Origin of the sequence: Massilia sp. CT11-108 (assembly GCF_047302915.1) — a bacterium.
GTDB lineage: Bacteria > Pseudomonadota > Gammaproteobacteria > Burkholderiales > Burkholderiaceae_D > Telluria > Telluria orientalis.
The window spans coordinates 1-11,388 of sequence record NZ_JBKYMO010000171.1 but is presented as its reverse complement, the minus strand read 5'-3'; the positions used below and the strand labels follow the sequence as shown (position 1 = coordinate 11,388).

General features: G+C 67.0%; 12 protein-coding genes and 1 pseudogene. 9 read left to right on the top strand and 4 right to left on the bottom strand.

What is annotated here, in order from left to right; translation table 11 throughout:
• The first annotated feature begins 97 nt into the window (after nt 1–97).
• On the top strand, nt 98–238 hold the full coding sequence (locus ACEN88_RS15235; RefSeq protein ID WP_413340851.1) for a cbb3-type cytochrome oxidase assembly protein: 141 nt from the start codon (nt 98–100) through the stop codon (nt 236–238).
• 155 nt (nt 239–393) lie between these two features.
• Here the strand turns inward: ACEN88_RS15235 and ACEN88_RS15230 are convergent, their stop codons facing one another.
• The gene (locus ACEN88_RS15230) at nt 394–792 is read right to left on the bottom strand and encodes a TraR/DksA family transcriptional regulator (protein ID WP_413340850.1); all 399 of its coding nucleotides are present in this window, start codon (nt 790–792) and stop codon (nt 394–396) included.
• Between the two features lie 207 nt (nt 793–999).
• On the opposite strand from ACEN88_RS15230, the gene ccoN reads away from it, so the two are divergent.
• The 6 genes from ccoN to ACEN88_RS15200 are packed head-to-tail and all read left to right on the top strand — an operon-like array spanning nt 1,000 to nt 6,103.
• Nucleotides 1,000–2,451, top strand: coding sequence for a cytochrome-c oxidase, cbb3-type subunit I (gene ccoN, locus ACEN88_RS15225; protein WP_413340848.1), 1,452 nt, complete (start codon nt 1,000–1,002; stop codon nt 2,449–2,451).
• Nucleotides 2,452–2,473: 22 nt separating this feature from the next.
• Nucleotides 2,474–3,088 (top strand): cytochrome-c oxidase, cbb3-type subunit II, encoded by a 615-nt coding sequence (ccoO, locus tag ACEN88_RS15220; RefSeq protein ID WP_413340846.1) that lies wholly within the window; start codon nt 2,474–2,476, stop codon nt 3,086–3,088.
• Between the two features lies 1 nt (nt 3,089).
• Nucleotides 3,090–3,260, top strand: a complete 171-nt coding sequence (locus ACEN88_RS15215; protein ID WP_413340844.1) for a CcoQ/FixQ family Cbb3-type cytochrome c oxidase assembly chaperone — start codon at nt 3,090–3,092, stop codon at nt 3,258–3,260.
• Nucleotides 3,253–4,194, top strand: a complete 942-nt coding sequence (gene ccoP / locus ACEN88_RS15210) for a cytochrome-c oxidase, cbb3-type subunit III (RefSeq protein ID WP_413340842.1) — start codon at nt 3,253–3,255, stop codon at nt 4,192–4,194. The genes ACEN88_RS15215 and ccoP overlap by 8 nt, the downstream gene beginning before the upstream one ends.
• On the top strand, nt 4,191–5,669 hold the full coding sequence (gene ccoG / locus ACEN88_RS15205; RefSeq protein WP_413340840.1) for a cytochrome c oxidase accessory protein CcoG: 1,479 nt from the start codon (nt 4,191–4,193) through the stop codon (nt 5,667–5,669). The genes ccoP and ccoG overlap by 4 nt, the downstream gene beginning before the upstream one ends.
• A complete protein-coding gene (locus ACEN88_RS15200; RefSeq protein ID WP_413340838.1) occupies nt 5,669–6,103 on the top strand; it encodes a FixH family protein in 435 nt (144 codons plus the stop codon). The genes ccoG and ACEN88_RS15200 overlap by 1 nt, the downstream gene beginning before the upstream one ends.
• 6 nt (nt 6,104–6,109) lie before the next feature.
• Here the strand turns inward: ACEN88_RS15200 and ACEN88_RS15195 are convergent, their stop codons facing one another.
• Both ACEN88_RS15195 and ACEN88_RS15190 read right to left on the bottom strand, forming a co-directional pair.
• Nucleotides 6,110–6,868, bottom strand: a complete 759-nt coding sequence (locus tag ACEN88_RS15195; protein ID WP_413340836.1) for a LytR/AlgR family response regulator transcription factor — start codon at nt 6,866–6,868, stop codon at nt 6,110–6,112.
• Nucleotides 6,865–7,908: a sensor histidine kinase gene (locus ACEN88_RS15190; protein WP_413340835.1), complete on the bottom strand. Its 1,044-nt coding sequence runs from the start codon at nt 7,906–7,908 to the stop codon at nt 6,865–6,867. Before ACEN88_RS15190 ends, ACEN88_RS15195 begins: the two co-directional genes overlap by 4 nt.
• 174 nt (nt 7,909–8,082) lie before the next feature.
• Between ACEN88_RS15190 and ACEN88_RS15185 the strand changes: the two genes are divergently transcribed.
• Nucleotides 8,083–9,207: an acyltransferase family protein gene (locus tag ACEN88_RS15185; RefSeq protein WP_413340833.1), complete on the top strand. Its 1,125-nt coding sequence runs from the start codon at nt 8,083–8,085 to the stop codon at nt 9,205–9,207.
• Between the two features lie 90 nt (nt 9,208–9,297).
• The gene (locus tag ACEN88_RS15180; RefSeq protein ID WP_413340832.1) at nt 9,298–11,142 is read left to right on the top strand and encodes a DUF885 domain-containing protein; all 1,845 of its coding nucleotides are present in this window, start codon (nt 9,298–9,300) and stop codon (nt 11,140–11,142) included.
• A 15-nt stretch (nt 11,143–11,157) separates the two neighbouring features.
• On the opposite strand, the pseudogene ACEN88_RS15175 reads toward ACEN88_RS15180, so the two are convergent.
• Nucleotides 11,158–11,388, bottom strand: a pseudogene (locus ACEN88_RS15175) (porin); the annotation flags it as partial.

Genomic DNA, 11,388 nt, shown 5'->3' with positions numbered 1-11,388 from the left:
AGATCAGCATTCAGTACGTCGGAAACACCCGGGCGGATCTCGGCGTTCGACTTCAGAGGCTCAGTATGGGTCCCCGCGTGCGCGGGGACGACGTTACATGCTCGGCCCGCGGCCCGTCCGCTGTTCCTTCTCGATCCGCTCCTGGCACGCGGTGCGGGTCTTCTTCGGGGCGGCGGACAGCGGGCAGTTCGACGATCTCGAAGGGCCGGCGTTGCGGATTCTCGGCGACGACGATTGACGGACTCCGTCGTTCCCGCGCAGGCGGGAACCCATGCTGAAGATCAGCATTCAGTACGTCGGAAACACCCGGGCGGATCTCGGCGTTCGACTTCAGAGGCTCAGTATGGGTCCCCGCCTGCGCGGGGATGACGGTGATCCGCGCAAGCGAAGGTATTACATGCTCGGCCCACGGCCCGTCCGCTGTTCCTTCTCGATCCGCTCCTGGCAAGCGATACACGTCCGCACCGTCGGCGTCGCCAGCAACCGCGCTTCCGGAATATCGCGCCCGCACGACTCGCAGATCCCGATCGCGCCCGATTCCAGGCGCCCGATCGCCGCGTCGATCTCGTGCAGCAGGTTCGCTTCGTGTTCGGCCAGGTGTTCCTCGTTATGGCTGAGCATCTCGCCCGCCGGCGCGTCGTCGTTCTGGCCCATATGGGCATTCGGCGAGATCGCCGGGCGGTCGTCGGTATCGCCATCCGTGCGCGCACGCACGGCGGCCAGCGCATCCTCGCGCGCCTTGTGCAGGCGCTGGCCGAGTTGCTCGTGGAGTTTAGGTGAAATTGGCGGCATGGTCCTCGTCCTCTTCGTTGTGAGCGTCATGTTTGACGCACTTCATATCGTCCGTTCAAAACGCCAGTCTGCTTTCAGCAACATCGAGGAAGAAGCCGGCTCCTTCCTTGGACCCAATCTGGAATTTTTGATTCACATCAAGGATTTGGAACCCCCAGGAAACCTACCCTGACGGTGTCGTCTTTCTTATTCTTCAGGGAGTGCACCTTGGACAGCAGTCTAAACTATAACTACAAGATCGTGCGCCAGTTTGCCGTCGCAACTGTCGTCTGGGGCGTGATCGGCATGCTCGCGGGCGTGTGGATTGCCGCGCAGCTCGCCTGGCCGGCATTGAACTTCGATATCCCGTGGCTCACGTACGGCCGCCTGCGGCCGCTGCACACGAACGCGGTGATCTTCGCGTTCGGCATCTGCGGCCTGTTCGCCACGTCGTACTACGTCGTGCAGCGCACCTGCCAGGTGCGGCTGTTCTCCGACCGGCTGGCCGCCTTCACGTTCTGGGGCTGGCAGGCGGTGCTCATGGCGGCCGCCATCACGCTGCCGCTGGGCTTCACGCGCGGCAAGGAATACGCCGAGCTGGAATGGCCGATCGCCATCCTGATTGCCGTCGTGTGGGTCGCGTACGCCGTCGTCTTCTTCGGCACCATCGTCAAGCGCCGCGTGCAGCACATCTACGTCGCCAACTGGTTCTTCGGCGGCTACATCCTCGCGGTGGCCATCCTCCACATCGTCAACGGCATGTCGATGCCCGTCACGCTGTTCAAGTCGTACTCGATGTACGCCGGCGTGCAGGACGCGATGATCCAGTGGTGGTACGGCCATAACGCCGTCGGTTTCATCCTCACGGCCGGCTACCTGGGCATGGTCTACTACTTCATCCCGAAGCAGGCCGAGCGTCCGGTGTACTCGTACCGCCTGTCGATCGTGCACTTCTGGGCCCTGATCTTCACCTACATGTGGGCCGGTCCGCACCACCTGCACTACACGGCGCTGCCCGACTGGACGCAGTCGATCGGCATGGTGTTCTCGCTGATCCTGCTGGCGCCGTCGTGGGGCGGCATGATCAACGGGATCATGACCCTGTCCGGCGCGTGGCACAAGCTGCGCTCGGACCCGCTGCTGAAATTCATGATCGTGTCTCTGTCGTTCTACGGTATGGCCACGTTCGAAGGCCCGATGATGTCGATCAAGACGATCAACTCGCTGTCGCACTACACGGACTGGGGCATCGCCCACGTGCACGGCGGCGCGCTGGGCTGGGTCGGTTTCATCACGATGGGTTCCCTGTACTACCTGATCCCGCGCCTCGCCGGCAAGAAGCAGATGGCCAGCATGGCGCTCGTCGAGACGCACTTCTGGCTCGGCACCATCGGCATCGTGCTGTACATCGCCGCGATGTGGATCGCCGGCGTGATGCAGGGCCTGATGTGGCGCGCCGTGAACCCGGACGGCACGCTGACCTACACCTTCGTCGAAGGCGTCAAGGCGACGTATCCGTACTACGTGATCCGTTTCGGCGGCGGCCTGATGTACCTGACCGGCATGTGCCTGATGGCGTACAACACGTGGCTGACGATGCGCGGCACGAAGTCCGTCGACGCGCGCATCCCCGCACTGCCTTCGCATGGCACGACGCATGCGGTCCCGGAACACGCCTGATAGAACACGCAGGAGCATAACCATGAAATTCACCCATGAGTGGATCGAGAAGAACCCCTGGCTGCTGATCGGCCTCGTGCTGGTCGTGGTCTCGTTCGGCGGCCTCGTCGAGATCGTGCCGCTGTTCTTCCAGCATTCGACCACCGAACCCGTCGCCGGCCTGAAGCCGTATTCGCCGCTGCGCCTCGCGGGCCGCGACGTCTACATCCGCGAAGGCTGCTACAACTGCCACTCGCAGATGATCCGCCCGTTCCGCGCCGAGACGGAGCGCTACGGCCATTATTCGGTCGCGGGCGAATTCGTCTACGACCACCCGTTCCAGTGGGGCTCCAAGCGCACCGGCCCCGACCTGGCGCGCGTCGGCGGCCGCTACTCGGACGAGTGGCACCGCACGCACCTCGACAACCCGCGCGACGTCGTGCCGGAATCGAACATGCCCGGCTATCCGTGGCTCGCCACGGCGAAACTGGACCCGCAGTCGATCGTGCCGAAGATGCGCGCGATGCAGCGCCTGAACGTCCCGTACACGGAGCAGGACATCAAGGACGCGCCGGCGCAGCTGGCCGACAAGACCGAGCAGGACGCGCTGGTCGCCTACCTGCAGGGTCTCGGCACGCAAATCAAATCGAGGAATTGAGATGGCCATCCAACATATATTCGACGACGCGAGTCGCGTGATGACGGTCGTGAGTTTCACCACCTTCCTGGGCATCCTCGCCTGGACCTTCCTGCTGCGCAAGGAACCGGATTTCGCCGCGACGGCCGCGCTGCCCTTTGCCGATGAAGAAGTGGAGGACGACTATGTCTGACTTCACGAGCGGTTTCTGGAACTGGTACATCGTCCTGATCACGGTGCTGGGCATCGCGGGCTGCGCGATCCTGCTGTGGTCGCAGTCGCGCCACAAGGTGCGCCTGGACGAACACGGCCAGCCCGAAAAGACGACGGGCCACGTGTGGGACGAGGACCTGACGGAACTGAACACGCCGATGCCGCGCTGGTGGATGTTCATGTTCTACCTGACGATCCTGTTCGCCATCGGCTACCTGGTGCTGTATCCGGGCCTCGGCAGCTATGCGGGCCGCCTCGGCTGGCAATCGGCCGGCGCGTACAGGCAGGAACTGGCGAAGGCCGATGCCGACTACGGCCCCCTGTTCGCGCAATACCTGAAGCGCGACCTCAAGGACGTGGCAGGCGATCCGCAGGCCCACGCCATCGGCGAGCGCCTGTTCCTCACGTACTGCGCGCAATGCCACGGCTCGGATGCGCGCGGCAACAAGGGCTACCCGAACCTGACGGATACCGATTGGCTGTACGGCGGGGAACCGTCGGTGATCAAGGAAACGATCATGAAGGGCCGCAACGGCCAGATGCCGCCGATGGGGGCGGCGCTCGGCTCGGACAACGACGTGGAAAACGTCGCGCACTACGTGATGAGTCTCTCCGGCGCGCCGGCCGACCCGATCAAGGTCGCCTTCGGCAAGCCGAAGTTCGCCGCCTGCGCCGCATGCCACGGCCCCGACGCGCACGGCAATCCGATGCTGGGCGCGCCGAACCTGACCGACAAGGTATGGCTGTACGGCGGCAGCGCGGAGACGATCATGGAGACGATCCGCAAGGGCCGCAACAACACGATGCCCGCGTGGGGCGAATTCCTCGGCGAAGGCAAGGCGCACGTGCTGGCCGCCTACGTCTGGTCGCTGTCCAACACGCCGGGCACGCCCCGCGAGGTGGCGGCAAAATGAACGCGCGCGCGCCCAAGGAGGCGGTCATCAAGATGTACGCCAGGCGCGAGGACATCCATCCGCGCGAGGTGAAGGGCCCGTTCGCCACCCTGCGCTGGGCCTGCGTCTGGCTCACGCAGGCGCTGTTCTACGGCCTGCCGTGGCTGTCCATGCACGGCCGCCAGGCCGTGCTGTTCGACCTGGGCGCGCGCAAGTTCCACCTGTTCGGCCTCGTGCTGTGGCCGCAGGATTTCATCTATCTCGCGGGCCTGCTGATCATCTGCGCGTACGGCCTCTTCCTCGTGACCGCCGTGGCGGGGCGCGTGTGGTGCGGCTATGCCTGCCCGCAGACGGTCTACACGGAGATCTTCCTGTGGATCGAGCGCCGCATCGAAGGCGACCGCAGTGCGCGCATCCGCCTCGACCGCCAGCCGTGGACACTGGAAAAGCTGGGCAAGCGCGGCGCCAAGCACCTCGCCTGGGGCACGGTCGCGCTGTGGACGGGCTTTACCTTCGTCGGCTATTTCACGCCGATCCGCGCGCTGGGCGACGCGGTGGCGCACCTGGGCCTCGGCCCGTGGGAAGCGTTCTGGATCCTGTTCTACGGCTTCGCCACGTACGGCAATGCGGGCTGGATGCGCGAGCAGGTGTGCAAGTACATGTGTCCGTACGCCCGCTTCCAGAGCGCGATGTTCGACCGCGACACGCTGATCGTCAGCTACGACACGGCGCGCGGCGAACCGCGCAAGATGGAACGCAATGCTGCGCGCGACAGCGCAAACGGTGGCGACCGCCGAGGCGACTGCATCGACTGCTCGCTGTGCGTGCAGGTCTGCCCCGTCGGCATCGACATCCGCGACGGCCTGCAGTACGAATGCATCGGCTGCGCTGCCTGCATCGACGCCTGTTCCGGCGTGATGGACAAGGTAGGCAGGCCCCGTGGCCTGATCCGCTATTCGACCGAGAACGCACTCGCCGGCGGCTGGAACGCGAAGCAGATCCGCGCCCGCCTGCTGCGCCCGCGCACGCTCGGCTACGGCCTCGTGTTCGTCCTGATGGCGGCGGGCCTGGGCACCGCGCTGGCGCTGCGCACGCCGCTGAAGCTGGACGTGATCCGCGACCGCGGCTCGATGGGCCGCGAAGTCGAAGACGGCAAGATCGAGAACGTGTACCGCCTGCAGCTGATGAACACGGGCGAGCGTCCGCACCTGTTCCACATCGGCGTCTCCGGCATCCCGTCGGCCGCGATCGCCGACGAAGACCTCGTCGAGCTCGACGGCGCCTCCGCGCGTGCGGTGCCCCTGCGCGTGCGCGTGGACCATGGCGCCGCACGCACGGGATCGAATGCGCTGACGTTCACCGTGACGGCGCAGGACGATCCGGCACTGCGCGTGACCGAGAAGGCCGTCTTCATCGTGCCGCGCTTAAATAATAAGTATACAACATCCACGCGACTCCGACTCCCTGGTACACCCACCGCTGGCCGTGGCTCCTGATGCTCGGACCGGCGACCGTGCTGGCCGGCGGCGGCTACGTGGCCTGGCTGGCCGCCGGCCACCCGGACGCCCTCGTCGTCGACGACTATTACAAGCAGGGCAAGGCCATCAACCAGGACCTGCGCCGCGACCGCGCGGCGACGGCACTGGGCCTGTCGCTGCGGGCGGAATACGATCCGCGCGCGGGCACGCTGGCCGGCCGCCTGGCGGGACAAGCGGCGCCGTTCACCATCTACCTCGCGCATCCGACCCTGCCGCGGCGCGACCTGCGCGTGTTCGTGAAGCCCGCGCCGGACGGCTCGTTCAGCGTCGCGCTGCCGGACCTGGAGCGCACGCACTGGCAGGTCGTCGTGGAAGGGGCGTTGCGCGACTGGCGGCTGGCCAAGGGGTGGGATGGCGTGCGGGCGCTGGAGATCGTCGCGGACGAGCCCTGAGCGGACTCACAGCGCCTGGCCGAGGCGCTGTTCCAACTGGCCGCGGTAGGTGCGGCTGACCTTCGTCCGCCCGCCGTGCTTCAGCACCACGTCGAACTCGCCGTGCGACAGCGGTTCGAGGCGCAGGATGCTTTCGAGATTCACGATGGCCGAGCGGTGGATGCGCACGAAGTGGGCGGGATCCAGCTTGTCGGCCAGCACATGGATCGGTGACCGGTACAGCAGCGCCTTGCCGCCGACGTACAGGTTGACGTAGACGCCGACGGCTTCGATCCAGTCGATGTCCGTCGTCTTGACGATGTGCGTGGCGCCCGCGGTTTTTACCACCAGCCGGTCCCAGCGCGGCGGTTCTTCGGCTGGACGGTGTTCTTCCAGCCGCGCGAGGACGCGCCGCATGGCCGCCTCGAAGCGTTCGTCGCTGAACGGCTTCAACAGATAATCGAGGGCGCTGGCCTCGAACGCGCGGACCGCATACTGGTCGTAGGCGGTGACGAAGACGGTGACGGGCATGCGGCCGGCACCGACGGTGCCGACGACGTCCAGGCCGGACGGCCCTGGCATCTGCATGTCCAGGAAGACGGCGGCGGGGCGATGCTCGGCGATCATCCGCACGGCCGCCGCGCCGTCCCCGGCTTCGAGCACCTCGCCGACCCCGTCTACCCTGGCCAGCAGGTCGACGAGACGCCGCCGCGCCGGCGCTTCATCGTCGACGACGAGTATCTTCAATGGACTGGCGGGCGGCATGCGCGGCATCTCCTCGTTCAAGTCAGGGGCAGGACGATCGTCGCTTGCGTGCCGCCGCCGGGATGGGGCGCGATGGCGAACACGCTGGCACCGGACGGGTACATGGCCGCCAGGCGGTCGCGCGTCACGCTGATGCCCAGTCCGCGCGCGGCGTCCATCGTCCAGCCGGGCGGCAGCCCGACGCCGTCGTCGGTCACGCGGATCTCGACCTGGTCGCCCACGCGCCGCGCCGACACGTCGACCTTGCCGCCGGACGCGCGGACCGCAATGCCGTGGCGGATCGCGTTTTCCACCAGCGGCTGCAACAGCAGCGACGGGACGCGCGTGTGCGCCACGTCGGGCATGACGGACACCGTGACCGCCAGGCGCTCGGCGAAGCGCATCCGGTGCAGTGCGAAGTAATGCTCGAGGAACTCGACTTCGTCGGCCAGGCTCACCTCACTCCGGTTCCGGGTGTCGAGCGTGAAGCGCAGCAGGTCGCCCAGGTGCTCGATCATGCGGCGGGCCACCCTCGGCTCGTGCTCGACGCACGCGGAAATGCCGTTCAGCGCGTTGAACAGGAAGTGCGGATCGAGCTGGGTGCGCAGCGTGTTCAACTGGGCTTCGAGAAAGCCGCGCTGCAAGCGCTCGATCTGCAATGCGTCGACGAGCACCCGCCGATAGTATTTCAGGCCGGTCAGCGCACCGATGATGACGCAGTACACGAGCATCGCCCAATAGAACCAGTCGAGCAGGCCCAGGGGCTGGCTCCAGGGATCCCAGTCGAGCAGGCCGAGCCGGTCTTCCACGGCCGCCGCCGTCAGGACGTACAGCGCCGTCAACGCCAGCCCGCACACGGCATGGGTAGCCAGCAGGGGCAGGGCGCGCCGGAACGTCGCGGCCAGGCGGTCGTGCAGGCGCCTGATAAGCGGCGTCAGCGCGCCCCACAGCCAGCAATTGATGGTGACGGACAGCAGCGCGCTCCAGCCGGCGCCGCGCAGGATGTACGGCAGCGCGAACACGCCGCCGGCGGCCGTGCAGGCCAGGATTGCGACGACATAGCGTGAGGTGCGTTGTTTCACTGGTTGATCGTTGACGTGTAAGCGACCCGCGCACGGGGACGGGGCGCCGCCCGTTCGATGGGCGCCGCAACCGTCTCGCAACAGCGGAATCCGGACTGTGACAAAGCCATTGTAAATACCTATTGCACTCCGGCATTCTACCCAAAAAAACGGAGACCTCAACCTATGCCCCCGATGAAATCCCATTACGAAGCCCTCGATGGCCTGCGCGGTACGGCCGCGCTCTGCGTCCTCATGTTCCATTTCTGGGAAATGATGGTGCCCGACATCGCCCACAACCCGATGGGCCATGCCTTCCTGGCCGTCGATTTCTTTTTCGCGCTGTCCGGATTCGTTCTCGGCCACGCCTACGACGCGCGCCTGGCGCCGCACGCCGCGCCCCGCGAGGCGCTGTCCCTGTCCGGGTTCTTCAAGCGCCGCCTGATCCGCCTCCATCCGATGACGCTGGCGGCGCTGGCGATCAGCGTGACGGTGTACCTGCTCGATCCGTTCGTCGGCGACACCCAGCGCATCGGCGAAAAGATCTCGCTCGCGGCGTTCGCAGGCACGATCGCGCTGAGCGTGCTGTTGCTGCCGACGCCGAACGTGCCGAACAGCTTCGGCGAAACGCATTCGCTGAATGGGCCGTGCTGGACGCTGTTCCAGGAATACATCGCCAACGTCCTGTACGGCGTCTTCGGGCACAGATTGACCCGGCGCCTGCACGTGGGCCTGTGCGTGCTGAGCGCCGTCGCGCTGGTGTGGACGGCGCATCATTTCAATGACCTGAGCCACGGCTGGGGATGGGCCGATTTCTGGGCCGCTCCGGTGCGCCTCGCCTGTCCATTCCTGGCCGGGCTGCTGGTGTACCGGACGGGGTTCCGGCTGGCGGTGCCGCAACCGTTCGTCGTCCTGTCGCTGGTGCTGGCCGCGATCTTCGTGGCGCCCCAGATGGGCACCTGGAACGGCCTGTTCGAAGCGGCCTGCGTGATCGTCGTGTTCCCGCTGGTCCTGGCCGCGGGTGCGGGCGTGACCCGGACCGAGGGCGCGATCGGCGCACTGTGCCGGTTCATGGGCGAACTGTCCTATCCCGTCTACGTCGTCCACTACGCGTTCGTCTACCTGTTCGCGCACTGGAACTGGAATACGCATCCGGCGCCTGCGCGGGTGGCGCTGGTGGCGGCGGCATCGCAGATCGGTATCGTGCTTCTGGCGTACGCGTTGCTGCGCTGGTTCGACCGGCCGGTGCGTGCGTGGCTCACGCGGAAGTATGCGGGGCCGGTTCCCGTTTCCGCCGCGGTGGCTGAGGTAAACGCGTAACCCCGGCCCTCTTGCAGACTCATCCATGATAGATTGCCATCGCCAGGCTTACCGAGCCGGCGACTACCACTATCCATGGAAAAGAGAGAGATGCCCAAGAACCATCTTCACGCGCGCGCCCGCACGGCCGCCGCCATCGCCACCCTGTTCGTTCCCCTCGTCCTCGGCACCGCCGCGCCAAACATCGCGGCGGCCGCGCAAACCGCACAGGCGGTCAAACCCGACGCCGCCTTCGACACCTGGTCCGACCGTTTCGCCGCCGACTGGGTCCGCGCCAATCCGCAGCTCGCCACGTCGACGCAATACTTCGACGGCGCCGAGCAGGAAGCGCTGGATCGCCAGCTCACGCCGTTGACGGCCGCGCACCGCAAGAAGATGATCGCGCTGGCGCAGGCCGGCGTCGCGCGGCTCGATAAATTCCTCGCCGGACCACTGGGCGAAGAACAGCGCACGTCCGCGTCCGTGATGCGCTGGAGCCTGGCCAACACGGTCGCCAGCGCGCCGTACGAGGATTACCAGTTCGTCTTCAACCAGTTCGGCGGCACGCAGATCGGCCTCGTCAACTTCATGACGACGACGCATCCGCTGCGCCGCGCGTCCGACGTCGCCAGTTACCTGGCGCGCCTGGACCAGGTGGCCACGCGCATGGACGAAGCCCTCGCGCGCGCCCGCGCCGCCACGGGGCGTGGCCTGATCCCGCCCCGCTTCATCCTCGAGCGCGCGCAATACCAGGTCGACCTGTTCCTGAAGCCGGCGGCCGAGCAGAACGTCCTCGTGACGACGTTCGCCCAGCGCACCGAAAAGCTCGCGGACCTGGCGCCGGATGCGCGCGCCAACGCCATCGCCGACGCCACCCGCATCGTCGAGACGAAGATCCGCCCCGCGTACCTGCGCGTGCAGGCTTACATGGCGGAGCTGCACCCGAAGACGAACGACACGGCCGGCATCGCGCGCCTGGCGAACGGCGCGGCCGCCTACCAGCAGGCGCTGAAGACCTATACGAGCACGAATTTGACGGCGCAAGAGATCCACGCGATCGGCCTGCGCGAAGTGGCGCGCATCGAGGCCGAGATGGACAAGCACCTGCGCGCCCTCGGCTACGCGGAAGGCGGCATCGAAGAGCGCATGAAGCAGCTGGACGCGACGTTCCAGCCCAAGACCGCGGGGTTGGGTAACCCTGATCCGCGCCCCGAACTGCTGCAGCGCTATGCGGGCATCGTGCAGGACGCATTGAAACGCAGCGACGCGCTGTTCGACCTGAAGCCGCGCGCGCCGGTCGACGTGCGCCGCGAGCCGCCGCTGACGGAGCCGTCGGCCGCGGCGCATTATTCGCTGCCCGCGCCGGACGGCAGCCGACCCGGCATCTTCTGGGTGCCGATGCGCGGGCCGACGTTCGACGTGATCCGCATGCGCAGCCTGTCGTACCACGAGGCCGTCCCGGGCCACCACTTCCAGCTCGCGATCCAGCAGGAGCGCACGGACCTGCCGAAGTTCCGCGCCCAGCGCATCTTCGGCGGCGGCAGCGCGCACAGCGAAGGCTGGGCGCTGTATGCGGAGCGGCTCGCGGTGGAGCAGGGCTGGTACGAGGGCGACGTCCCGGGCCTGCTGGGCGCCCTCGGCTCGGAACTGTTCCGCGCGCGCCGGCTCGTCGTCGACACGGGCCTGCACACGAAGGGCTGGACGCGCGAGCAGGCGATCGCCTACGGCATCGGCGCGCAGGAAGTGGAGCGCTATGTCGCGTGGCCGGGCCAGGCGTGCGCGTACATGATCGGCATGCTGCGCATCATCGACCTGCGCGAGCACGCGAAGCAGGAACTGGGCGCGAAGTTCTCGCTGCCCGCGTTCCACGACGTCGTGCTGCGCAACGGTTCCGTGCCGCTGGACGTGCTGGGCGAGATCGTCGAGCGCTGGATCGCGGCGCAGAAGCGGGCTTAGAAGCAGGCCGCGTGATCAGAAGTTGTGGCGCATGCCGAGCACGTACGCCTTGAGCGTCGCGCCCGGCGTGGCACCCAGACCGTTGATCGCGAAGTCGTAGACCCCGTTCGCGCGGTTGTCCAGGCGCGTCGTGTACGCGTACAGGCTGCTGCGCTTGCTGAGCGTGTAGTCGTAGCCGAGCGTCGCATGCGTGGCGCCGGTGCCCGCGCCGGCGCGCACGAAGCCGATGCGCGTGCCGGCCGGCCC